The sequence below is a fragment of the Achromobacter sp. D7-1 genome (assembly GCF_059760445.1).
Window position 1 is genome coordinate 51,471 of the sequence record NZ_JCBAMT010000023.1, and the last position, 23,363, is coordinate 74,833.

The 23,363-nt window shown below is 64.0% G+C and carries 25 protein-coding genes and 1 tRNA gene; 5 read left to right on the forward strand and 21 right to left on the reverse strand.

Annotation, left to right across the window (positions count from 1 at the left end):
• From AC6LKD_RS12715 to AC6LKD_RS12780, 14 genes are all read right to left on the reverse strand, one after another.
• Positions 1-351 (reverse strand): contractile injection system sheath initiator, encoded by a 351-nt coding sequence (locus tag AC6LKD_RS12715; RefSeq protein WP_498116421.1) that lies wholly within the window; start codon positions 349-351, stop codon positions 1-3.
• Entirely contained in the window at positions 348-1,079 is a 732-nt protein-coding gene (locus tag AC6LKD_RS12720) for an oxidoreductase (RefSeq protein ID WP_498116422.1), read from the reverse strand. The genes AC6LKD_RS12715 and AC6LKD_RS12720 overlap by 4 nt, the downstream gene beginning before the upstream one ends.
• Positions 1,072-1,953: a baseplate hub protein gene (locus tag AC6LKD_RS12725; protein WP_498116424.1), complete on the reverse strand. Its 882-nt coding sequence runs from the start codon at positions 1,951-1,953 to the stop codon at positions 1,072-1,074. The genes AC6LKD_RS12720 and AC6LKD_RS12725 overlap by 8 nt, the downstream gene beginning before the upstream one ends.
• A complete protein-coding gene (locus AC6LKD_RS12730) occupies positions 1,950-2,249 on the reverse strand; it encodes a phage baseplate plug family protein (protein ID WP_498116425.1) in 300 nt (99 codons plus the stop codon). Before AC6LKD_RS12730 ends, AC6LKD_RS12725 begins: the two co-directional genes overlap by 4 nt.
• Positions 2,246-2,890 carry a hypothetical protein gene (locus AC6LKD_RS12735; RefSeq protein WP_498116427.1) on the reverse strand — a complete coding sequence of 215 codons (645 nt, stop codon included), beginning with the start codon at positions 2,888-2,890 and terminating at the stop codon, positions 2,246-2,248. Before AC6LKD_RS12735 ends, AC6LKD_RS12730 begins: the two co-directional genes overlap by 4 nt.
• Positions 2,890-4,554, reverse strand: a complete 1,665-nt coding sequence (locus tag AC6LKD_RS12740) for a phage tail tip lysozyme (protein WP_498116429.1) — start codon at positions 4,552-4,554, stop codon at positions 2,890-2,892. The genes AC6LKD_RS12735 and AC6LKD_RS12740 overlap by 1 nt, the downstream gene beginning before the upstream one ends.
• Positions 4,555-4,722: 168 nt before the next feature.
• Positions 4,723-5,157 (reverse strand): hypothetical protein, encoded by a 435-nt coding sequence (locus tag AC6LKD_RS12745; RefSeq protein WP_013395257.1) that lies wholly within the window; start codon positions 5,155-5,157, stop codon positions 4,723-4,725.
• A gap of 1 nt (position 5,158) precedes the next feature.
• Complete coding sequence (locus AC6LKD_RS12750; RefSeq protein ID WP_013395258.1) at positions 5,159-5,590, reverse strand: phage tail fiber protein; 432 nt, start codon at positions 5,588-5,590, stop codon at positions 5,159-5,161.
• A 9-nt stretch (positions 5,591-5,599) separates the two neighbouring features.
• A complete protein-coding gene (locus AC6LKD_RS12755) occupies positions 5,600-7,078 on the reverse strand; it encodes a DUF3383 domain-containing protein (protein WP_498116431.1) in 1,479 nt (492 codons plus the stop codon).
• Between the two features lie 4 nt (positions 7,079-7,082).
• Positions 7,083-7,616, reverse strand: a complete 534-nt coding sequence (locus AC6LKD_RS12760; RefSeq protein WP_498116433.1) for a phage neck terminator protein — start codon at positions 7,614-7,616, stop codon at positions 7,083-7,085.
• Between the two features lie 300 nt (positions 7,617-7,916).
• The gene (locus AC6LKD_RS12765; RefSeq protein ID WP_498116435.1) at positions 7,917-8,177 is read right to left on the reverse strand and encodes a hypothetical protein; all 261 of its coding nucleotides are present in this window, start codon (positions 8,175-8,177) and stop codon (positions 7,917-7,919) included.
• Positions 8,174-8,443, reverse strand: coding sequence for a hypothetical protein (locus tag AC6LKD_RS12770; protein WP_498116437.1), 270 nt, complete (start codon positions 8,441-8,443; stop codon positions 8,174-8,176). The genes AC6LKD_RS12765 and AC6LKD_RS12770 overlap by 4 nt, the downstream gene beginning before the upstream one ends.
• Before the next feature lie 79 nt (positions 8,444-8,522).
• Positions 8,523-9,266: a hypothetical protein gene (locus tag AC6LKD_RS12775; protein WP_498116439.1), complete on the reverse strand. Its 744-nt coding sequence runs from the start codon at positions 9,264-9,266 to the stop codon at positions 8,523-8,525.
• Positions 9,253-10,083 carry a YdaU family protein gene (locus AC6LKD_RS12780; protein WP_498116441.1) on the reverse strand — a complete coding sequence of 277 codons (831 nt, stop codon included), beginning with the start codon at positions 10,081-10,083 and terminating at the stop codon, positions 9,253-9,255. Before AC6LKD_RS12780 ends, AC6LKD_RS12775 begins: the two co-directional genes overlap by 14 nt.
• Before the next feature lie 111 nt (positions 10,084-10,194).
• On the opposite strand from AC6LKD_RS12780, the gene AC6LKD_RS12785 reads away from it, so the two are divergent.
• Both AC6LKD_RS12785 and AC6LKD_RS12790 read left to right on the forward strand, forming a co-directional pair.
• On the forward strand, positions 10,195-11,292 hold the full coding sequence (locus tag AC6LKD_RS12785) for a S24 family peptidase (protein ID WP_498116443.1): 1,098 nt from the start codon (positions 10,195-10,197) through the stop codon (positions 11,290-11,292).
• 22 nt (positions 11,293-11,314) lie between these two features.
• On the forward strand, positions 11,315-11,794 hold the full coding sequence (locus AC6LKD_RS12790; protein WP_498116445.1) for a hypothetical protein: 480 nt from the start codon (positions 11,315-11,317) through the stop codon (positions 11,792-11,794).
• Between the two features lie 1,381 nt (positions 11,795-13,175).
• Here the strand turns inward: AC6LKD_RS12790 and AC6LKD_RS12795 are convergent.
• Positions 13,176-13,251, reverse strand: a tRNA-His gene (locus AC6LKD_RS12795).
• Between the two features lie 184 nt (positions 13,252-13,435).
• On the opposite strand from AC6LKD_RS12795, the gene cls reads away from it, so the two are divergent.
• Together cls and AC6LKD_RS12805 are read left to right on the forward strand one after the other, a co-directional pair.
• Entirely contained in the window at positions 13,436-14,893 is a 1,458-nt protein-coding gene (gene cls / locus AC6LKD_RS12800) for a cardiolipin synthase (RefSeq protein ID WP_041655921.1), read from the forward strand.
• A gap of 32 nt (positions 14,894-14,925) precedes the next feature.
• Positions 14,926-15,840, forward strand: coding sequence for a LysR family transcriptional regulator (locus AC6LKD_RS12805; protein ID WP_013395275.1), 915 nt, complete (start codon positions 14,926-14,928; stop codon positions 15,838-15,840).
• Positions 15,841-15,883: 43 nt separating this feature from the next.
• Here AC6LKD_RS12805 and AC6LKD_RS12810 read toward each other — a convergent pair whose 3' ends face one another.
• Genes AC6LKD_RS12810 through AC6LKD_RS12820 form a run of 3 tightly spaced genes read right to left on the reverse strand, consistent with a single transcriptional unit; the run spans position 15,884 to position 18,860 of the window.
• Positions 15,884-16,675 carry an enoyl-CoA hydratase gene (locus AC6LKD_RS12810; RefSeq protein WP_498116446.1) on the reverse strand — a complete coding sequence of 264 codons (792 nt, stop codon included), beginning with the start codon at positions 16,673-16,675 and terminating at the stop codon, positions 15,884-15,886.
• Positions 16,676-16,687: 12 nt separating this feature from the next.
• On the reverse strand, positions 16,688-17,656 hold the full coding sequence (locus tag AC6LKD_RS12815) for a Bug family tripartite tricarboxylate transporter substrate binding protein (RefSeq protein WP_498116448.1): 969 nt from the start codon (positions 17,654-17,656) through the stop codon (positions 16,688-16,690).
• Positions 17,657-17,678: 22 nt separating this feature from the next.
• Complete coding sequence (locus tag AC6LKD_RS12820) at positions 17,679-18,860, reverse strand: CaiB/BaiF CoA transferase family protein (RefSeq protein ID WP_498116449.1); 1,182 nt, start codon at positions 18,858-18,860, stop codon at positions 17,679-17,681.
• Positions 18,861-19,117: 257 nt separating this feature from the next.
• Here AC6LKD_RS12820 and AC6LKD_RS12825 point away from each other — a divergent pair, with 257 nt between their 5' ends.
• Complete coding sequence (locus tag AC6LKD_RS12825; RefSeq protein ID WP_492276656.1) at positions 19,118-20,092, forward strand: Bug family tripartite tricarboxylate transporter substrate binding protein; 975 nt, start codon at positions 19,118-19,120, stop codon at positions 20,090-20,092.
• Positions 20,093-20,171: 79 nt separating this feature from the next.
• Here AC6LKD_RS12825 and AC6LKD_RS12830 read toward each other — a convergent pair whose 3' ends face one another.
• From AC6LKD_RS12830 to AC6LKD_RS12840, 3 genes are all read right to left on the reverse strand, one after another.
• Positions 20,172-20,600, reverse strand: a complete 429-nt coding sequence (locus AC6LKD_RS12830) for a PaaI family thioesterase (protein ID WP_013395280.1) — start codon at positions 20,598-20,600, stop codon at positions 20,172-20,174.
• A 92-nt stretch (positions 20,601-20,692) separates the two neighbouring features.
• A complete protein-coding gene (locus AC6LKD_RS12835) occupies positions 20,693-22,795 on the reverse strand; it encodes a 3-hydroxyacyl-CoA dehydrogenase NAD-binding domain-containing protein (RefSeq protein WP_498116450.1) in 2,103 nt (700 codons plus the stop codon).
• Between the two features lie 25 nt (positions 22,796-22,820).
• On the reverse strand, positions 22,821-23,363 hold a 543-nt coding region (locus AC6LKD_RS12840), incomplete at its 5' end, for an acyl-CoA dehydrogenase family protein (RefSeq protein WP_498116451.1).

Sequence of the window (23,363 nt, forward strand, 5' to 3'; positions counted from 1 at the left end):
TCAGAAGCTGACGGTATGCGTCGTTCCGTCTTGCAGGGTGATCTCGACGTAGCCCGCCAGGGCGCGGTCGGTATAGGAGGTCAGCGTGCAAATCGCGCTGGCCACTTCGGGGACCGTCATCGCGGCACGCCTGACGTGCTCTCGCACCAAGGCCAGCGGCGGCTGATGGCCCAGGAATTCTTCCCAGTAGGGAACGCCAGGGAGGGTGTTGTAGAACAGTTCGCCCTTGAACAGCTTGATGGCGCTGGCGACGTCCTGCGCAACGGCGTAGGGCTTGGACGCCAGCGCGATATTGCCCGCGGCGTCGAGCACCAGATCCCAAGCCGTCCGGTCTAGCAGCAGGGTGTTCAATTAGGCGCTCCTGTATTTGCCGGCCCGCTCTGCACGCCGGAATGCGTGTGGGTACTGCCCACGTCCTTGCCGTTGTTGCGCAGCGTACCCAGCGTGTTCATGTCGCCTTGCCAGGTGGACGTGCCGCCCAAGGATCCGCCGCCCTGCCGCACCGTGCCGTTAAGCACGATCTGGGGAGAGTTCAACGCGCATTGCGCGCTGGCGTTCAATTCGATGTCGGGCGCGCTGACTGTCACCTTGGAGGGTGAGACCACGTTGATGCCGCCGGCCGTGAACTGCACGTACTGGATCGGCGTCCCATTCAGCAGACCGCCGAAATACAGTCCATCCGCCATGTCGTGCGAACGCCAGGAACCAGGGTTGTTCTGCGCCTTCGAAGTCTTCACTAGCGAGATGTCCCGATTCGCGAAAGCCGCCATGCCAACATCACCGACCTTCGGGTCCAGGATGATGGCGTCCGCTCCGCCCTGCAGGCGGAAGTAAGGAAGGCGATGCAGGACGCCATGTGGCACGGCATTGCCGGCCCCATCGAGCTGGTTGACGAGCGGCTGCACATCGACGAAACCCACCGGCGACAGCCCGCCTGAATTCGTCACCGACACCACCTTGACGAGCGTCGCCGTACTGACTCGATTCAAAGCCTGGCTGATCAGGAACTGCAAGGCGCCGAACTCGCTGTCGCCCTGGCCGGCTTGCGCCAGCCCTGCGTATCCGTATTGCTCAGCCATTGAGGTTCCTTTTGCATACCGCCACCGACTGCCAGACGCCGCCGGGCACCTCTGCCTCCAGCTTGTGGGACAGACTCACAATGATCCATTCGCCATGCGCGGGTTCGACGGTGCTGATGACCTGCACCCTTTTTCCCAATCCTAGATTCGGGTTGTAGAGCGTCGTCAATTGAAGTCCCTTGCTGGTAAACGCCGGATATCCGATCAACCCCGTTTCCGGCGCTACGCCGATCGGATCGCCCTTTCTGTAGCCGCCCTCTGGCCAGACTGACAGGACGCCGCGGTCTATCGTGAAATTGACACGGGCGGCCTTGGCGCAACTGCGCAATTGGTCCATGTCGGTTCCGGAGAAATAGGGGTCGGCCAATACATAGTCCTGCCCGCTTTTTTCGCCCTTGAATCCCATCGATTTGGCGATATCGCACATGATTTCTTGCGCTTGCTTCGCGCCGCGAAATGACCTGGCGGACGCGGGCTTCACCTGTTTGGCCCCGGCCACCTCGGCCTTGACCGTGAACACGCCCCCAGGGGCCGCTTTGCCGTCTGAGGCCATTCCGTAGCCAGCCCACGCCTCGACAATATCTCCCTCGTAGACCAGGCATGGCGTACCGGAGTCTCCCCCTGCGTTGATCCTGACAAGGTTCTTTCCCCGGCGTTCCTCCATGATCGGCCCTATCGTCGTCAGCCTGTTCATCAGGTCTTGATTCAGTCCGTGGACCAGCAGGGTCAGTGGACCGTTCTCGAATGCGGTATAGAGAGGAATGTCCACCGTCATCCGGTAACCGCGGAGCGTCACGTCCGGCCCCTGCTCGTCGCCGAACTTCCCCTTGCCCAGGCTGATGGTCACGTCCAACCGGCGTTTGATAAAGCTCATAGTTCCAGCGGCTCCATGTAGGCCAGTACGAAACGCGAGCCGAGATCCTGATACTGCGGGTCGGCGTGGCCCTGAGTGTCCACAAAGGCCAGATCCCCAACGAAGCCCAGGTAGGCAGACCGCACAAGCCGTACCCGGTCATGGCAAAGCACCGTCGTCACGATAGGCGCATTGTCGAGTTCAAGATCCAGATAAAGCCCGGTCGACTTCTGATGGACGGCGATCTGGCAGTTCTGCCCGGACAACACGACGCTGAGCGTTTGCGCCGGCACGGGTCTCAAGGGAATTCTCTTCATTGGATAGGCTCCAGATCCGCGACCTTGTTCTGGTCGCGCCGGGGATAGGCGTCAATCTCGAACGCCTGTACCTGGCCATTGCTCTCTTCATTCGCGCCGCTGGGGTCCTGCGTGGCCGGCGATAGCGGGACGGCCGTCTGCCGGACTTCGAGCAGGGTCAGATCGACGACCAGGAGGCTGGAGCCGTTCTTGTCGGCGCGGGTATATGAGTACTTCACCAGGTTGGCCGACGGATAGACGATCTCGGGCGTCACCACTGTGTACAGTTCCGTGCTGCCGACGATACGCTCCAGCACGGACAACATGATGTTGCGCGATGCCGGGTCGCCGCCATGCGCCAGCTTGATGGTCGCCTCGAATGGCGCATCGACCTTGTTGAAGGCTGAAAACCCACCCTGCTCCGAGGGATAACTGGATATCTGGGTGGTTTCACTGAAGGCGATGCTGAGAAACGTCTCGAAAACCAGCATCTGTTGCCCATCGGCGCCGTACAAGCCCCAGCGAGGAGGACCGAAGATCAGATCGGTCAGCGCCTCCGATCCGAAGCGTGCCAGCTCGGAGATGGAAGGAATGGTCACTTCGCGGAAGACCGCCGGTACGCCCGGACTGCTCGGGACATCGGGAAAAGGAACAAGTGGCATCAGAACATCCCCGTATTGCCTTGTTGGACGAGATTCTGGGAGCCCCCCACTCGTCCCAAATCACGAGCGATTCCCGCACCATCCGTCGCCTGCGTCACAATCGTGATGGGGCCGTGGATATGGGTTTCGGAGGTATTGTTGGTGGTAGCCGTGCTGCTCGGAATGCCGGCAGCGCTGGCTTGCGCTGCCGCAGCTGTAGTAGCCGCAGCCGCGGCGCCTCGTTCCTGATCTTCAAGGGAAAGCGTCCCATGGATTGCTCCGGCAGCGGCGGCGAGCTTGCGCTCTTCGCTTGAGCTGGCCCCCTCGGACTTGCTCAACCCAAAGTGGCGGTACACGGCCACGCTGGCCTGGGCCGGGGTGGTCGCGGCTGCCAGATGTACTCCAGCCCTACGCCTGGTGCTCTCCAACTCGCTGGCGACGAAATCCAGCTGCTGTTCAACCGTGGACTCGCGCATGTCCATGCCATATACGCGCTTGAAGTCGGCCTGGCGTCGCGGATTCCATAGTCCGATGCCAGCGGAAACGCCATCAGCGCCCACGGCCCTGGGGTCCAAGTTGCTTTGGGCCTGCAGGTTGGCCACGAGCCCCACGGCCGCCTCCCGGGCATAGCCCTTGGACTCGAAGTACCTGACCGCATCGACGACCTCCTTGCTCTTCAGCGCGGGATTTCTCATCGCCGCCAAGGTTTCATCCTCGCCTGAGTTCAAGTCCTTGCTGCCGAACAACGATGCGACGACTGCCGCGACAGGTCCCGCCGCTCTCAGCGCCACAGGTCCCAAGCGTTTCAACACACCCAGGCCTGTCGCCGCGCCAGCGCCCCCGAGGGTTCCGAGGGCCGTAGCCACGGCCCCCAAGGCAGATGCCAGGCTCAGCAGCGAATTCGCCCAGGACAGAATCTTGAGCGTCCCCAGCACGAGCAGGACGTTTTGCCATCCTCCCACCGCCTGCGCCGCCGAATCGACTGCATCAATGAACTTCACGATGGCCTGCGCCGCGCCGTCGACCCACTCGACGATCTCGTCTCGGTTCTCAAGCAGATAATCGCCCCAGCCCTGTGCGAGCGAGATAAGCCGCTCAAACGCCGGCATGAGCGCCAGCAGCACCTTGACGCTCACCGATTCAAAGGTGTCGCGCAGGTCCAGGTACCGGTCGCGCAGCTGCGAGGCAGCTTCCGCATCGTTGCCGGAGATGGCAGCGCGTTTCTCCTGGACCTGAAGCAGCCGTTCGAGCTCGTCTGGCCCGCGCTTGAACAGATTGAACAGGCCTTCGCTGATGCCCATGTCCTGGGCGGCCAGCGCGGCCTGGGCCCTGTCCTTCTGGTAAAGATCGGCAATGATCCTCGACCTGGCCAGAAGATAGGTGTTCCCGTCCTTGAGGTCGCCGACATTGCCGCCGTTGCGAAAGAACCCAGGTAGCGAGTCCGCGGCGGATCCGCGGTTGAATCTGGCGACCTCGCCCGAGGATTCCCTCAATTGGGCGGAAATGGCTTCAGCAGTTCCGCCCGCCCGCTCGGCCGCCTTCTGCCACGCGGACAGCCGCTCGGTGCTCATATCCAGATTCTGGGCCATTTGGGCCAGACTGACCGCACCGGAAAAGCTGTCCGCCGCGAAGCGCTTCGGATCGAACCCCGCAGTGACGAGCAAGGCATCGATGATGGTGGCCATGCAATTACCTCGGTTCAGCTAGGACGCGCCTGTTGTGTGCGTCCACCGCAATCACCTCAAGCAAGTTGTACAGGTCCTCGGCACCATAGACCGTCTGCAGATCGTGCAGCAGGCCCGGGTGCCGGGAAATCACCGCGCCAATAATCCGGGGAATATTGGCGTAGCGGATCAGGCGCGTGCCGCCGTTGTGGACTTGGAGCCCGAAGTCGATGGGGCGGCGGCCGTAAAAAAATCCAAGTGCAAGCCCAGGACTTTCTTGCGCAGCGTGAACAGGGTCGCCACCTCCTCGACATCGCCGGACATGAGCTCGCGCGTCACATTCGGGCTGGGCTGGATCTGCACGCAATCCATCATCTTGTCCAGCAGCGGCTTGGCGCTGTCGAAAGGCAGCTTGGCGATGGCCTTCATGCCCATGGCAGCCACGCCGGCCAGCCCTGCCTCGGCGATGTTGTCCGGGATTTCCACCCCGGCGTTCATCAACGAAAACAGCGCCCGGCCGGCCCATTCCTCGGCCTCGTAGGCAGAAAGCTCCGTCAGGATGAACACCTTGCCCTTGTCGCGCCCTTCGGCGCCGATGGTCAGGGTTGTCTGCTTTCTGGCCATGTCACACCAGCGCCGGAGAGACGTTCTGCCAGGTGATCTGGAACGCCATGGGTTGGAGCATCGCCTTGGCGTCCGGCGCCGGCGGAATCTGCGTCAACACACCGCGGGTCAGCGTGTACTTGCGATCGATCGACGGGATGTTGAGGGTGCCGTTTGCATAGAACACTTCCCGGGCCGTTTCGCTGGCCGCCATCCAGATCTCGAAGACGCGCATGGACGGGGAGTCGGGCTGGATCGTGATGATCTGCACGCGGGGAACCGGCACGTAGCTGGCCGACATGCGGCCGTCCACGCCCATGGTTACCTGCGCGGGCGTGGCAGCCTCGAAGGTGAAGGCACTTTCGGAGGCATAGCCCTCGATCTTCTGCGGCACCGGAAACACGCCGCCCACCGCAAGCATCAGAACCGAGTTGGCACTGGTCAAAGTCGCCATGTTGAATCCTTAAAGAATGGCCAGCGAGGCCAGGGTGATCTGCTGGACGGAACCGCCGTCCAGGTACCAGAACGTCAAGGGCGGCGTGCCGCGGGCCTCTCGCACCTGCGGGGTCGCGTCCTTGATCTGCAGATACCAGCCGCGGGTCTGGAGCGTGTCGGAGATATCCACGCCGGCCTGGCTGTTGATCTGCGCCTTCTGCTGGCTCGACAGCGTCACGCCGGCGCGGATGGCGCCGAAGTTGACCGCGGCATTGATCGGGTCCAGGCAGGCAGCGTCGATCAGCGTGTAGCCGTCGATGTTGTAGGGGATGGAGTTCACCTGGGTCAGCAACGTCATCAGCGCCTGTTGGAACGCCGCGTTCAGCCAGATCTGGTTGACGTAGGTGTCGACCCACTTCCAGTTGCCGCTGACCTGGCCAGGGTAGAGGAAACGGAAGCGATCGTTGCTGGTCGCGTAGTCGCCATAGAAGTTGTAGCCGTTGTCGATCAGGGTCTGCGCGGTGGTGGCGTCGGTCACGGAGAACGCGAGGCCCGACTGGCCCTTGAACGCCAGGGTGGCGCGGCCGTTGGTGCGTTCGAAGTCCAGCGACGCCACCGTGCCCAGCACAAAGGCCGCGTGCTGAACGTCCTTGTAGACCGGCACGGAGCCCGAGTACTCGTTGGCGCTGACGATAGCGGCCCAGTTGGACGTATTGCCCTGCTGCGCGGCGGTGACGTCGGTGTCCCAGCCAACGTAGGCGTAGCGATCGCCCTGGGCATTGGTCCAGGCCGAAAACGCCACCTTGCCGGCCGTATCGGGTTCGAACGTCGTCATGAACGCCGCCCAGTTCTGGGTCAGGTCGGTGATCCGGCCCATGTCCACTGCCGGAACGCCAACCGCCGCGCCCTGCGACAGAACCGCCGCTGTGCCCTGCGTCAGCTTCAAGCCCGACGCGAGGGTGCCGCTGCCATAGGACACCGTGCTGGCGACGCCGTCGGTAGCCGAGGTGATGACAAAGGCGGCACGCTGCGCGTCATAGGTGCAACTTGCGCCCAGCGTGGTGAACGCCGCCTCGATGGTTGCAGCGGCATTCGAAAAACTCGTCGCCGTCGACAGGTCGATGCTGGCGGAGGTCTTGGCCACGCCATCAACGGTCACCGTCAGGATGCCGGACAGCGCCTGCAGCTGGGCCAGCGTCACCGTGGCCATGGAGCCGCCACGCAGATAGGCCGAAGCCGCTGCCGTCGGATATTGGGCGAACAGCAGATTGCCCGGCTTGCGAGTCGAGTTGTCGAACCCGTTGAAGTAGACGTCGGCCAGGACGGCCTCGGTCGAGGTCGGACCGAAGAAGCGCTGTACGTCGCGCGCGGTCGCGAAACTCTGGACGGTGCCGATGGGGACGGCGGTATCGTTGGTCAGGATCAGGCCGTTCAAGTCGAGCGCCGATCCGCCGGCTGCGATCACGCCAGGGACTACCTGGACGATTTCACTGGCGGGAATGGACATAGCGTTAAGCTCCCGTAGGGTAGGTGGTGTCGGCCTCGATGAGGCCCACGTGAAGTTGGTCCGCGAACTGCTGCGGCACGGTGATGGATGGGTTGAACTGCAGGACGGCGTCGAATGACCACCGCTCGAAGGTCTGGCTTGCTCCGCTGTCAAAGGGCAATTGCTTGAGCTCGCCCGCGTATAGCGGCTGGGCTCGTCCCAGGCTCCCCAGGAACTCGCACCCGTACTGGCTGCGCCAGGCGATCGAGAACGTGAGCGCCAGATCCTGGGCCCGCGCCCCGTAGCTATCCACCCGGACAGACCATTGCGTGGCCTGGGTCATGCTGCGCGTCCCCGCCGCGGGCGACGGATCGGCGTAGACCATGACCGGAACAGAAAGTCCAAGCGCCGCCAGCGGCGTAATGACGATGCACTCGCGCGGCGGAGTGGGAACCCAATTGGGCAGGCCGCGGACAACTTCGCAGTCGACCAAGGTCTTGAAGAAGGCGACGAGGTCCGCTACCAGCTGGTCTTCTGTAATGCTGATCTGAACGCTCATGGAGTTGGAGTCCTGCCAAAGAAGTAAGCATCGAAACGAAGCGCCAAAATGCAAAAGCCCCGGCACTTGGCCGGGGCTGCATTTGCTAGGGGCGCAATGCCCCGGGCCCATTGTGACCGATTGCGTGACCTGAGAAACGGGGTCTTGTGACGGAACCGTCACACGCCATGCAGAATCGAGACGGAGCCCTGCCGAAGAGGCCAAGGCAACATGCCGAAAAGCAAAAAGCCCCGGCACATGGCCGGGGCTGCATTTGTTAGGGGCGCAATGCCCCGGGCCCATTGTGACCGATTGCGTGACCTAAGGGGCGGGGGCTTGTGACGGAATCGTCACACGCCATGCGTAGGTCCGCCCGTGGCCGCCCGCTACAGGCTCTTGAATCAGCACGCTGCCAGTATCCTGCAGCGCATCCATGGCCCGCTGAATCCCTCTTTGCATGCGCGTCTTTTCCGGAAGGGACAAAGGCCGGCCGTGCGACACGTGCCGCACCAGCTCCATCAAGCGGAATGAGCGCCCGGGATAGCAGGCCATCAAATCCATCACCTCGTGCGCGTACTTCACGCCAGCCTCCTTTCGACCAGGCTGCGAAACAGGCCCAGGTACAGTTTGTATTCGGTTTCGGTCAGGGCTACGCCTGTCGTATCGGCGATCCAGTCCAGCGCTTTCGCGATGCGCGCCCTGCCCTCCAGCTGGCCGAACATCACGTTTTTCTGTGGGTACTCGGCGATGATGATCATCCGCTCGTGCCAGGGCAGCGCGGCATGCATCGCCTCGACCTCCATGGCGTGGTGATGGTTGATGGGCCGGTAGTCCTCCTCTTCGGACACGTATACCTCCATGTTCCCCACCGTAGCGCCGGACCAGGTCCACCGTACCCAGTTCCATATCAAATCGTCGCCCGTCAATTTACTCATCAGCCACCTCGCATTGTTTACCTGTCTTGCCGTTGGGACCGTTCTTCAGACGGTCCGCTGTTTCCTGGCTTTCGCCCTTGGCGCGCTGGATCATGTCGGCAATGCCCTTGCTCGGGTAATCGCCGCGCGCGATGCGCGCTTCCCACTTTTCGATCCAGCTCCGATGCGGGCGCCCACGGTCCCTCAATATCTTCTGCGCGCCCATTTTCTTGAGCGCCGCCTCGGCCTCGGCGCGCGTCGCCATGGTCTGTCCGGGCGCCGGTAGCGCTGGGCGCGGCAACGGGATGTCCGCCCATGCGCCCTTCGCCAGTTCCTCGTTCAAGGTCTTCTCCCACCGCGCCTTGATCGCCCCATAGGTGCAGCCCAGCAGATCCACCGTGCTGACGCCCACCGCGGCCCAGTACACCGCCGGATGCGACCAGGCGCCCAGCTCGCCCCGCCTGCGGGCGGACATGCCGCGCACCGCCTCGTGATAGGCCACTTCCGGGACCATCCACGGGCAACATGATTTGATGAACTGCGGCAGCGTCGGCGGCCATTCCTGGGTGAGGCAAGCAACCAGGCCACGGCGTACCTGGACTTCATCCAGGCCTGCCAGCTTCTGATTCCATGAATCTTTCAGCTCCCGCGCCGTCAGGCCCTGCCATTGCTGCGCGAACTTGGCGCCGTACATCAGCAGCATTTCATTCACCACCAGCGCCCCCAGGGTGGCGGGCTGGACGTCAGCGGCTGGCATCGATCGTCCCCATGTATCGTTCGCGCGGGCGGCCTTGGTCGGCCAGGACCTCGCGCAGTTCATCGGTCCAGTCGGCCAGGCGTTGCGCCCTGCCTGTCGTGGGGTTGTTCCGGGTACGCGGAGGAAAGAGGCCCTGATACCCGCCCGCGATGCTGTTTGCGATCACGGCGCCCGGCTGGTGCCCTTCGGCGAGATAGCCAGCAAGCTGCTGCAGCTGACGCCTGGCGCCCTGCTCGGTCACCGGCTTTTTGCGTGCCTTGCGATCGGCAATCCAGCTGACCCAGTCCTCGCGGTCGAGCCAAGCCGGGAGGTCGATCACGGCGGCGTCGAATCCGCTGCCTCGCTTGCGAGGGGTGGAGGGGTGATCTTCTGGTTCCTGGTTCTTGGTTCCTGGTTCTTGGTTAGCTTCCGATCCGGATTTTTCCGGTCCATGGCCGGGTTTCTCGTCGGAACCCATGGGAAACCCGCTGGGTTGTTCCGGACTGCGGTCGCCCTGCCTCGGCCGGCCTCCCCGCCTGCCGTTGGCTTTGGCGGTCTCGGCCTTGAGGTGATAAGCGGCAATCTCCACGTCCGCGCGCTTGTTGTGCCAATGGCCGTCGCGCAGGACGAAGAACTCGGACAGGACCTGCGTGGCGGCTTCCCTTTCTTCCTCGGTCCGCGCCCCCACCCACCGGAATACCTGCTGCAGGTGGTCCACGATGGGCTGCTCTTCCGCGTAGTAGCGGCGCAGCAGACGGCTATAAATGGCATCCTCAATCAGGCTCAGGTGCGCCGTGGCCTGGGCGTAGTCGCCTATGTTGTGGCTGTAGTAGTTCATGCGTGCTCCTGCATCCTCCGCCCGTTCTTACCCGGCTATCATTTTTAAATCTTAGAATGCTAAGATATTAAATGCAAGCCAACTAAGATTGTTTTTGTTTAGCATCCTAAGATGACCTTTCAGAAGCGAATCACACAGGCGTTCAACGAGGAAGCGGCCCGCCGGGCGGACGCGGCCGAACCACGCCTGACCAAGACAGACCTATGGAAGGCAGCAGGCGCCTCTTCCGGCGCGGCAACGCATTGGTTCAATGGCTCCAACGGCATGGACATGGCAACCTGCATCAAGGTTGCCCCGCTGCTGCGCGTGAACGCGCAATGGCTGTATGACGGCAGCCCGCCGAAACTGCCTACACGCGATGGCTCCCTTGCAGCCGCTGCGTTGGCAATTCCCCCTGCGCCCTGGCCCTTCCCTGGCATCCCGGAAGAACAGGTGCGCGCATTGCCCCCGGACCAGTTGAACAAGCTGCAGGGCGCGCTCGCCTTGGCGATCGCTCAACTGAAGTTGGGAATCGATGTCTCGCCTACCCCTGCCGCGCCGCCGATGCCGACGGTCCTGCGCAGCGACTCGCTGATAGACAGCTATCTGTCGCGCGACGAATTCCCCCTGCGCATCGATGGCCTGCCCGCGGCGCCGTGGGAGGGCGGCAAGACCACGCACCAGACCGAGCGCGAAGGCCGCGTCCGGATCAGCACGCAGACTGGCGTGGTGGCGAATGTGGGAGTGGGTGAGCCGCCCGCGGCCAACGACAGATTCGAGAAGGTTCCCGAGCTGGCCGACGTGCGCCTGGCGGCGGGCGACCCGATCGAAAACCACGCCGAAGAGCAGACCGGCATGATCCAGTTCCGCAAGTCATTCCTGCGGTCGGTAGGCGCGGACAACGGCAAGGGGCGCGTCGTCTATGCGAAAGGCGATAGCATGGAACCCGTCATCCGTGACGGCGCCGCGCTGCTGGTGGTTCCCAACGAAAGCCTGACGCTGCATGACATTGCCGCCGGCGGCGTCTATGCCATCAACTATGACGGCAAGATGATCGTGAAGACGGTGGCCAGGGAACGGCTCACCGGGCAATGGGTGGCGCGGTCGTTCAATCCCTTGCACGATGACATACCGCTGGAGAACGGGGCATCGGTGCGGGTGCTGGGCCGGGTGGTGTGGGCGGGCGCGCGGCTGCGGGATGAAGCCGCGAGACAGTGGAAATCCGAATGACGAAAACTACGGCGGCTACCCTATGGATACCGCAGAGACATCGTCACAGGCAGGGGCGACGGCCCCGTCGCCAGAGGCGATATTGAGTGGCACGAGGGTCCGCAAAGGCGACACGGCGCACAGATTCACATATTGGGACAAGTTCCGCACACTCCTGAAGCACAGAGCGGACAACCGCTTCAAGTTGCTGTCGCACGCCTTTCCATTCATCCATCGTGACAGGGAGTTGCGTCATTTTTTCACGGCCAGCGAGGCTATGAATAACCGCGTTGACACCGGATCGTCCCCTGACAATTCGATCGGCAACTTCCTCCTGATGAGCAACCCGTTCCAGTACATCCAAGGGAGTTTCGAGCAGTTTCATTGCTTCAACGTTTGCCCACAACCGCCCCCACTCTATTCCAGTTGGAAGCCTGCCACTGATGGCTTGCGATATTTCCAAGACAGCGCCTGCCAAAGTGACGGAGACATTCAGCAGCGGCGCAATCTCGATGGCCGCTAGTTCAGCGCGCCTTCGCTTCAAATCATCGGCGGCACGTTGCTTCCCAAGGCGCACGCAACGACCTCCCCACATGGCGGCAAAGGCAATTGCCACTACAGAGACCCATGCGGCGATAGAAATATTAGAAACGGCCTCTCGTAAAGCAGGCCGTGACTCCCAACCCACAACGGCCAAAGCAACCAGGGTCCCCGAGATCAGGGTCCATTCCGTTCTACCGAAAACAGGCGCGTCGCCACTCGTCTGCACGTCAAGCTCTCACAAAGAAGGCCAAGGTGGGCATGGTAACTGCTAATGAACTTGCCTAGTTAAGTAACGTGACAGCAGCGAGCCAACTCATCGTGCACCGCGCGTTCTGTTCGCGTTGGAGGAGTGAGTTCCGATAAAACAAACCCACTCGAAAATAAGATATCGCAGGTTGTTTGCGGTCAGGTTGCCGTAGCCGCGTAACCAAGGCGGCTATTCGTTACAGCCGAGATTTCCACACGATTCACCAGTGCGGACGAGAGATCGATCATGTCGTCAATCCGCAGCATTCTGGCGCTCCGAACGCTTCGGCTGAACCAAGTCAGTTCCCGATCTAAGGCTTGAATCGCAAGAACGCAGCTCACAGGGGTCGTGTCGCGGTTCCCAAAGTAGAGGCCGCCTTGCTGCTCGCAAAACCCAAAACTCTCCAGGACGGCTGCAATCTGTCCGTAAGATCTGGCCCAAGACCCTCCATGATGGAGGAGGCCGAGAGCTGCAACATCGAAATCGAATGCGATTGCGTACATGTGAATCCTGGGAATTCCGGTGATACCAAAGTCTTAGCTAAAAATGCGCGACAGTGTAACCAATTCTCATGTAGAACCCATGAAAAGTATGTGTGCGGACTTCAACGTATGAACTCGCCCCCGCACGGGTTCGGAATTGGACCGCTGGCGCACTGACATTGTCGTCTATCGTTATGACGCTAATCGCAATCTGGAAAGCGGCTGTGGAGCGCACCGAATGAGCATGGCGGCGTGTCGTTCGGGCCGGTGGAGACAAGATGCCGCGCTCGCACCTGGTGCCCGAAGGATAGGCAACGCCGACATCGCTACAACCACCGACCTCATGCGTATGAAGTACGGCGCGACGCCCGCCGCAGCACCTCTATCCAAGGATAGGATGCCTGTAAGTACTCCAGGCCGCCTATCTTGAGGCCTGCGAGCTTGAGGCCAGCGAGCTGCTCCACGCCCTTGGCCAAATGCAGGTTGGAAATATTCAAGGTCCTCCCCGCGCCAAGTCGCCAAGATCAAGACGAACTCGTGACCACGTCGAAAAACCGGAAATCCGTCACCATTGCCCAAGAAAAAAGGCACCTCGCTTTTTAGCGTAGGTGCCTTTTTTCATATGTATTCGGTGGGGTGGCTGATGGGGCTCGAACCCACGACAACTGGAATCACAATCCAGGACTCTACCAACTGAGCTACAGCCACCTCTGGTACTGCTCTTCTTCCTTGCCGCGCCTCTTTTGAAAGATGCTTAACAACGAAGAGGCCGAATTCTAGCACGTTTTTTTGAAGATGTGAAAACAGCCGCCACTTCCCCACTTGCCAGGGCCAGCCGCCTTGCTATCCTTCGCCATTGATCATCTACGGAGGCCGCGCTTACGCCATCGCCATGGACCGCATACACGCAATCTTGATCGATTATTGGCCCCATCTGGTTTTTGCCATCAGCATCGTGGCCGGGACGGGCGCGGCGGTGCATGCCGCGATGACCAAGCAGGACGTGCGGGCAGCCATCGGCTGGGTAGGCGTGGCGCTGTTTTCGCCGCTGTTCGGCGCGCTGTTCTATTTCGTAGCAGGCATCAACCGGATCCGCAAGACGCGGCTGTCGCAGCAGCGCGACGAGGCGATGGTGGTGGATGCGGAGCAGGTCGAGACCGCGCCCGTGGACGTGGCGCCAATCTCGGGCCAGCAGTTCTCGTCGCTGAAGGTGCTGGGCGACCGTGTCAGCCGCTTCCGCCTGCTGGGCGGCAACGCGGTGCGGCCGTTGGCCGGCGGCGATGAGGCCTATCCGGCGATGTTGCAGGCGATCCGCGAAGCGCGCCACGCGGTGGCGATGCAAAGCTACATCTTCGACAACGACGCCATAGGCCGCGAGATGGCGCAGGCGCTGATCGAGGCGCGCGAGCGCGGGGTCGAGGTGCGGGTGCTGATCGACGCCATAGGCTCCAAGTATTCGCGCCCGCCCATCGTGCGCATGCTGTCGCGCGGCGGGGTGCCGGTGGCGCGCTTCATGACCAATCCGCTGGGCGTGCTGCGCATGCCCTATGCCAACCTGCGCAGCCACCGCAAGGTGCTGGTGGTCGATGGACGCGTGGGCTTTACCGGCGGCATGAACGTGCGCGCGGCCTTTGTCAGCGCGCTGGCGGGCGACGGCACCAACCGCGATACCCACTTCCGCGTGGAAGGGCCGATCGTGACGCAGTTGATGTCGGTGTTTGCGCACGACTGGAACTTCACGACCCACGAATCGCTGCCTGCCAAGCCCTGGTTCGATCCCGAGGCCCTGCCGCCCACGGGCGACGTGCCGATGCGCTGCGTGCCGTCAGGCCCCGACCGCGCCCTGGGCAGCACGCACAATATGCTGCTGGGCGCGCTGGCGGTGGCGCAGCGCCATGTGCGCATCCAGTCGCCCTACTTCCTGCCCGACCAGACGTTGATCGGCGCGCTGGCCACGGCCGCGCGGCGCGGGGTGGTGGTGGATATCGTGATTCCCGGCAAGAACAATCTGCGGCTGGTCGACTATGCGATGACGGCGCAGCTGGACCAGGTGGTGCGCACGGGCTGCCGGGTCTGGCGCTCGCATGGCGCGTTCGACCATTCCAAGCTGATGACGGTGGACGATGCCTGGGCCTATGTGGGCTCGTCCAATCTGGACCCGCGCAGCCTGCGGCTGAATTTCGAGCTGGACACCGAAATCTACGATCCGGGCGTGGCGCGCTGGATCGGCGCGCGGGTCGACGGGTTGATCGCGCAAGGCCGGCGCGAAACGCTGGAAAACCTGCTGCGGGCGCCGTTCGCCAAGCGCCTGCGCAACAAGGTGATCTGGCTGGCCACGCCCTATTTGTGACGATGCCGCCGCAACTACGGTAATCTTGCGCGATGCGCTACGAACTTACCGATCTCCGCCTGTTCCTCGCGATCGCCGAGGCAAAAAGCCTGTCTGGCGGGGCCAACGCCGTGCACTTGACGGCGTCCTCGGCCAGCTACCGGCTGAAGAACCTGGAGTTCGCGATGGGCGTGCCGCTGTTCAAGCGCGAAGCCCGCGGCATGGAACTGACGGTGGAAGGGACCTTCGTGCTCAAGCATGTGCGCTCGCTGCTGGCCGGGGTCGAGCGCATGCACGGAGAGGTCAGTGGCTTCGCCAGCGGCCTGAAGGGCAGCGTCAAGCTGTTCGCCAACAGCAGCTCTCTCAACGGCTTCATCGTGCCTAGCCTGAGCCGTTTCCTGTCGGCCAATCCCAACGTCAACATCCTGCTTGAAGAGCGCTCCAGCAATACGATCGAGGCGGCCATCGCCGGCCAGGAAGCCGACATCGGCATATTCGCGGGCCGCGCCAAGTCCGCCGGCGTCAACGCCATGCGCTATGCGGTCGACGAACTGATTATTGCCGCCCCCTTGAACCACCCGGTGGTGGAAAGCTCGCCCGTACGCTTCCCTGCGGTGCTGGACCTGGATTTCGTCTGCATGAGCCGCAACAGCAGCAACTATGTGTTCCTGTGCGACATGGCCAAGCTGGCCGGCAAGACGCCCAAGGTACGCATCCACGTGCATACTTTCGACGCGGTGCTGTCCATGGTGGAAGCGGGCGTGGGCGTGTCCCTGGTGCCGCGCAGCGTGGCCGCCAACGCATTGCGCGAAAAGCGGATTGCGGCCGTGGCCCTGAGCGAACCCTGGGCCCTGCGCGAACTGACGCTGGTCACTCAGGCGGGGGTGCCGCCCTCGCCCTTCGTCGAGCAGGTCGCGGAGTACCTGCTCGACGATCCCATCGTGGCGGCCACGCGCGAGCAGGACTGATACTTCGTCAGGAGCCAGGCGTCCCGGCGGGGACCGGACCGGATCAGGCTTTGGCGCGGCGCTTGTTTTCCAGGAATTCGTTCATGAACTTCTGCGGTTCGCCGGTGTTGAACGCCACGGCGAATTCACCAACGCTGTCCTCGATCGCCTCATCCACCGGCATGGTCTCCCACCGGCGCAACAGCTTCTTTTGCTGACGCAACACGGCCGGCCCCAGCGCGGCGAATCCTTCCGCCAGCTTGCGGACGGCGCGGTCCAACTCGGTCTGTGGCACGGCGGCGTTCACCAGGCCCCAGTCCTGCGCGCGCCGCGCATCGATCAGATCGCCCGTCAGCAGCATCCAGGCGCTGTTGGCGGCGCCGATCAAGCGCGGCATGAGCGCCGCATGGATCACCGAGGGTATGCCCACCTTCACCTCGGGCATGCCGAACTGTGCGTGATCGGCGCAGATGCGCAGGTCGCAAGCCAGGGCGAATTCCAGGCCGCCCCCCAGGCACCAGCCAGGAATGCGCGCGATGACGGGCGCCGGGAAATGGCGGACGTCATTGCAAAGGTCTCGCAGGTTCGAAATGAAGCGCTGCGCCGTCGGCTCGTCGAGCGCGGCCATTTCCGCGATATCGGCGCCCGCGACGAAAGCGCGGTCGCTGGCGCCGCGCAGCACCAGCACGCGGACCGACTCATCCGCGCGCAGCCATGCCAGCGCGTCCCGCAGGCCGTCTATCACAGGCGTGCTCAGGATGTTCAGTGCGCCGGCGTCCAGCATGGTCAAGGTGGCGATGCCGGTCGCCTCGATCTCGGCTCGGGCATGGGGAAGGACGTGGGATCTGGTGCTCATGAAACCTCCTTGTTATTGCATCTTCTCGAACTTGATGTCCTCGACCACCGTTTTCCAGTGGCCGTAGGATTGCGCGATCAGCGCGCCGAACTCGTCCCGCGACATCGGGCTGGGCACGGCGCCCTGCTTCTCGATAGCTTCCACGGTCGCCGGATCGGCCAGCGCCTGCCGCACGGCCGCGTTCAGCCGGTCCAGTACCGCTGGCGGCGTGCCCGCGGGTGCGGCCAAGCCGAACCATGAGGGGTTGTTCATGGCCGGTAAGCCGGCCTCGGCGTAGGTCGGCACGTCCGGCAATACCTTGAGCCTGCGCTTGGCCGCCACGGCCAGCGGGCGGATGCGCTGGGCCTGGATCAGCGGATAGGAAGACGGGATGTTGTCGAATACGACCTGCACCTGCCCGGCCACCAGATCATTCAGTGCCGGTCCGAGCCCCTTGTAGGGAACGTGCAGCATGCGGGTCCCGGTGGTCTTCAGGAACAGTTCTCCGTTCATGTGGCTCAGGCCGCCGTTGCCGGACGAGCCAAAGGCGTATTTGTCGGGCGATGCCTTCAGCAACTGTTGAAACGCCGCCAGGTCCTGCGCAGGCAGCGACGGATTCACCACCAGCACATTGGGCACGTCGGCCAGGTTGCTGATGGGCGCAAAATCCTTGACCGGATCGTAGGCGCTCCTGGCGTAGACGTTCGGATTGACCGCATGCGAGCTTTCGACGGCCATCACCAGGGTATAGCCGTCGGCAGGCTGCTTGGCGGCGTAGGCCGAACCGATGCTGCCGCCGGCGCCCGGCCGGTTCTCGATCACCACGGATTGGCCGAGCTGCTCGCCCAGCTTGCCGCCGACCACGCGGGCGATGATGTCCGTGGTGCCTCCCACGGCATAAGGGACGACCAGCCGGATGGGCCGGTCGGGATATTCGGCGGCCGCCATGGCCGGCAAGACCAGGCAGACGCATGCCGCCAGGCGGAATCGGGAAAGTTTCATTGTTTTGTCTCCTCGTGGGGTATTACTGCAATGCGGTATCCGGCAGCACCGCTGCCGTGTGTTCGCCCAACAGCGGCGGCGCCGCCCCCAACGCTTCGGCGGGGGTGCCGGCCAGCATGGGATTGCGCACCAGGCGCACCTCTCCCAGGGCAGGATGATTGGCGGTCTGCAGCAATCCGCGATGCAACACCTGCGGATGCGCGAAGACCTCGTCCAAGGTGTGTATCGGCCCCCAGGGCACGCCCGCCGCGTCGAAGGCGTCCGTCCAGCGCTTGCGCGCCGCAGCCGCCAAGGTTTCGGCGATCAGGGGCCGCAGGCTGTCCATGTGGGACAGGCGCGCGCTGTTGGTCGCGTAGCGCGCATCGGCCGCCCATTCGGGATGGCCGGCCACGCCGCTGAAGCGCGCGAACTGGCCGTCGTTGCCTATCGCCAGGATCAGGTGGCCGTCGGCGCAGGCGAAGACCTCGTAGGGCGCGCAATTCGGATGCGCGTTGCCGCTGCGCTTGGGCGTCTCGCCCGAGACCAGGTAATTGGCGCCCTGGTTGGCATTGAGCGCCACCGCGACGTCAAGCAGGCATATGTCCAGCGGCATGCCTTGTCCGGTCTGGTCGCGCTGGCGCAAGGCGGCAAGCACTGCGGAGGTGGCGTACATGCCCGTCATCAGGTCCACCACCGCGACGCCGGTGCGCAGCGGCCCCGCGCCGGGCGTGCCATCGGGCTGCCCCGTGTAGCTCATCAGTCCTCCCATGCCCTGGAATACGTAGTCGTATCCCGGCTTGCCCGCCAGGGGACCGGACTGGCCATAGCCGGTGATGGACAGGTAGATGAGCCGTGGGTTGACGCTAGCCAGCGAGGCATAGTCGAGCCCGTACTTGCGCAGGCCGCCGGCCTTGTAGTTCTCGACCAGGATGTCGGCGTCGGCGACCAGTTCGCGCACGCGGGCGGCCCCAGCCTCGGTGGCGAAGTCGATGGCGACGGATTGCTTGCCGCGGTTGCAGGCCATGAAATAGGCCGACATGGAGGCTCCGCCGTCCGCGGACCGCAGGTCTGGCGGCCCCCAGCCGCGCGTATCGTCGCCGCGGTCGGGATGCTCCACCTTGACGACTTGCGCACCGAGGTCCGACAGGTTCTGCGTGCACCATGGGCCCGCGAGGATGCGCGACAGGTCCACGACTTTGACGCCGCGCAAGGCATTGTGAAGCATAGTTTCTCCGTGATTCAGGCGATCCGGAAAAGTATGCAGGCCAGCTTGCGCGGTGAGGAGTCGAATGTTTCGAACGCTGTGTTCGTCGGCATTCAAGCCGCCGGCGCGCCCTGCGGAGCGGCACAGTCCTTTAGAAAACCGCGAAAGTTGGGTTCGAATATTTCGGATGGAGTAATGCGCAGGCCGCCTCCATACTGGCCGCACGGAGGCGTGGCTGCAGTCGCGCCGCCTTGACGACAAGACTCCAGGAGACAACCATGATCCGCAATATCCTGCGACGCGGCGCGCTCGGCGCCCTGCTCGCGAGCAGCCTGGCGGCGGGCGCCGCCCACGCCGCGTATCCCGACCATCCCGTCACCGTCGTGGTGGCCTTCGCCCCCGGCGGCATGACCGACATCGTCGCCCGCCTGCTGTCGGCGGAACTGGGCAAACGCTTCAACCAAACCTTCGTGGTCGAGAACAAGCCGGGCGCTGCCGGACAGATAGGTACGGAATTGGTCGCGCGCCAGAAGAACGACGGCTACACCCTGCTGGTCAGCGCCACTGGGCATGTGATCGGCCCGGCGGTGAACGACAAGGTCCGCTATGACCCGATCAAGGACTTCGAACCCATCTCGATTCTCGCCCGCGCGCCGAATCTGGTGGTGGTCAACGCGGGCCTGCCGGTCAAGACCATCCCCGAGTTCCTCAGCTGGGGCAAGTCGCAGCCTGGCGTGCCCTATGGTTCGGCGGGATTCGGCGGATCCACCCATCTGGGCGGCGAATGGTTGAAGAAGATTACCGGGGTGCCGATGGAACACGTGCCCTACAAGGGCGCGTCACCAGCCACCAACGCAGTCGTTTCGGGCGAACTCAAGGTCGCGGTGCAGGACGCGATGAGCGTGGCGCCCTTCATCAAGTCCGGACAGCTGCGTCCCATCGGCGTCGCCAGCGCCGAACGCAGCAAGCTGTTTCCGGATCTGCCCACATTCGCGGAATCGGGCGCGCCCGGCCTGGACGTCTACACCTGGCTCGGCTTCTACGCGCCGGCCGGCACCGACCCGGCCATCGTGGCCAAGCTGAACGAAGCCACCAACCAGATCATGAACTCGCCCGAAATGGTTCAGCGCCTGGCCGGACAGAACAGCGAGCCGCTAGGCCCGATGACGCCGAAACAGGTAAGCGGCTTTGTCGCGGACGAAACCGCCAAATGGCGCAACGTGGTTCAGACCACTGGCGTCAAGGTGGAGTAGACACAGCAGAGGCGACGCAGGCCGCCCTTGCGGCCGGCGCGGGCGCTAGGGTCTCGTCCCGTACCTGCGGGACGGGACGCTAGCCGTCCGACGCCGGCGCCGACGCCGCGCGCACGGCAAACACCGCGTTGGCCTTGAGCATGACACGGCCTTCCACCTGCAACAGGCAAGTGGCGTAGATCAGGCGCTTGCCCTGCTTGTCGATCTGGACGTGTGCCTCGAGCCAGTCGCCGGGCTTGACGGGGTTCATGTACTCCACCGACATCTGCACGGTGACAACCGACACCTGCGCCTGAGTGGCGATGGTATGCCCCAGCGCGCTGTCGGCCAGGGTGGCCAGCAATCCGCCGTGGGCAATGGCATGCATGTTCGTGTGGGCCAGGCCCAGGCGCAACGCGAGCACATTGTCGCTGTCGCGCTTGTACAGCGCGCCAAGTTCGGCAAGATGCGCCATGAAGGGACTGCTCGGGCGCCAGGGCGCAAAACCGGAAGGTATGGAGTCTGTCATGGCTGGGATCTATGTCTGGGGGAATACAGTATCGCAAAGAAGGCCGCGGCCGGCATGACGCCGGGCGCGGCCGTGGCCATGGCGCGGACGCGTCAGAATGCGGTCCTGCCCTCTTTCACCAGCCGCTCGAGCAGCGGCGCGGGCGTCCAATGCTCGCCATGGGCGCGCTGCAATTCCCGGATTTTCTCCAGCGTCTCGGCCAGCCCCAGGGTCTGGGCATAGAACATGGGGCCGCCACGCGCGCCCGGAAAGCCATAGCCGTGGACATAGACCACATCCACGTCCGAGGCGCGCTGCGCGATGCCTTCCTCGATGATGCGGGCCCCTTCGTTGGCCAGCGCCAGCATGCAGCGCTCGACGATTTCCTCATCGCTGACCGGCCGCCGCGCGATGCCGGCCTCGCGCGCGCATGTCTCGATGATGCCGTCCACCACGGGATCCGGTAGCGGCTGGCGGCTGCCCGGCTCGTAGCGGTAATACCCTGCCTGGGTCTTCTGGCCAAAGCGGCCCAGTTCGCAGATGCGGTCCGCAACCTTGGAATAGCGCAGATGCGCGGGACGGGTGGGCGCCAGCCGCTTGCGCGTGGCCCAGTTGATGTCCATGCCCGCCAGGTCGGCCATGGCCAACGGCCCCATGGCCATGCCGAAGCGCGTAAGCGCGCCATCGATCTGCTGCGGGCTGGCCCCTTCTTCCAGCAGGAAGCCCGCCTCGCGCCAGTATCCCGTCAACATGCGATTGCCGACGAAGCCTTCGCATACCCCGACCAGCACCGGAATCTTGCCGATTTGCTGCGCAACCGCCATGCAGGTCGCAATGACGTCGGCGCCGGTGCGCGCGCCGCGCACCACTTCAAGCAGCTTCATGACGTTGGCCGGACTGAAGAAATGCAGGCCTATCACCGCCTCGGGGCGCGCCGTGCAGGCCGCTATCTCGTCGATGTTCAGGCGCGAGGTATTGGTGGCCAGGATCGCGCCGGGTTTGCATACCGCATCCAGTAGCCGGAATACGGCCTGCTTGACCGCCATGTCCTCGAATACGGCCTCGATGACGAGATCCGCCTGCGCCAGGTCCTGCATGTCCAGACTGGGAGCAATGCGCGCCATCCGGGCTTCGACGCCAGCGGCATCGAGCTTGCCCTTGGCGGCGGTGATTTCGTAGTTCTTGCGGATCAGGGACATGCCGCGGTCCAGTGCCGCCTGCTCGCGCTCGTACAGCGTCACGTCGTGGCCCGCATTAGCAAACGCCATGGCGATACCGCCGCCCATGGTGCCGGCGCCCAGGATGCCGACGCGGCCGATCCGGCCCGCGCTGCCGCCGCCGGCGACGCGCGGCGCCTCCTTCTCGGCGAAGAACAGATGGCGCAGCGCCTTGGAGGCATCGCCCTCCACTAGCGCGTCGAACAGGCGGCGCTCTTCATCCAGCCCCGGCTCGACAGGCAGGCGCGTGGCGGCCTCCAGGCAATCGATCACTGCGCGCTGCGCAATCGCGTTGCGCGCCTTGGGATTGACGTTGGCCCGCGCCGCGGCGAAGTCCATCCCGCCCCCGTCCAGGACACGGCGCGCAGCGAGCGGATGCGAGACCTGTGCGGCACGCTCGCGCGCATAGGACAGCGCGAAATCCAGCAGATCGCCTTCGGCGACCGCATCGACCAGCCCAGCCGCCATGGCCGCCGTGGCATCCATGGGCTTGCCGGACTGAATCATGTCGAGCGCGCGCGGCACGCCTATCAATCGCGGCAGGCGCTGGGTGCCGCCACCGCCAGGCACCAGGCCGAGGTTCACTTCAGGCAGCCCCATTTTGGAGCCCGCCTGCGCGACGCGGTAGTGGCATCCCAGAGCCAGTTCCAGCCCGCCGCCCAAGGCGAAGCCATGGATCGCGGCCACCACCGGCTTGGCGGATGCCTCGATCGCGGCAATGACGTCGCGCAGCATGGGCTTGGCGGTGGCGGCCGGCGTATTGAACTGGCGGATATCGGCGCCGCCGCAGAACGCCTTGCCGGCGCCGGCGATGACGATGGAGTCCACGCCTTTATCGGCCAGCGCCAGGGCCAACCCAGCATGGATGCCGCTGCGCACGGTATCGCCCAGGCCGTTGACGGGCGGGTTATCAAGAAAGATCACGGCCACTCGCCCCTGCAGGACGTAGCGGGTGGTTGGGGATAGGTCGCGGGACGGCGATGCGGCGGGCAAGTTCATGGTGTACCTCGTTCAGCGGCGCGGCTCAGGCCGTCGCCAACCGTTGATAGCGGTTGAGATGGTGCCGGGTGTCGCCCAGCGTGTATTCGATAGCCAGCAGCCGCTTGACGTAGTGGCCCACCGGGAGTTCGTCGGTCATGCCCATGCCCCCATGCAGCTGGATGCTTTGGTGGCTGATATAGCGCGCGGCCGCGCCGCAACTGGCCTTGGCGGCGGACACCAGCTGCGCCCATAGGCGCGCGTCCGATTGCGCCGCGCCTGCCGCCAGCCAGGTCAGCGAACGCGCCTGCTCCAGCGCCAGCAGCATGTCCACCAACCTGTGCTGCACTGCCTGGAAGCGGCCTATGGGCTGGCCGAATTGGCGGCGTTCCGCGACGTGGTCGCGGGTGGCGTTCAGCAGTGCTTGCATGGCCCCCAGCGCTTCCGCGCACAGCGCCACGCGCGTGGCGTCTGCCGCGAACGCCAGGGCATCGGCTGCCGGACCCAGCCGCGCGGCGTTGTCGACGCGGCAGTCCTTCAGCCTGATGTCCGCGTAGGGACGGCCGTCCAGGCCTGGCGCGCCTTGGCG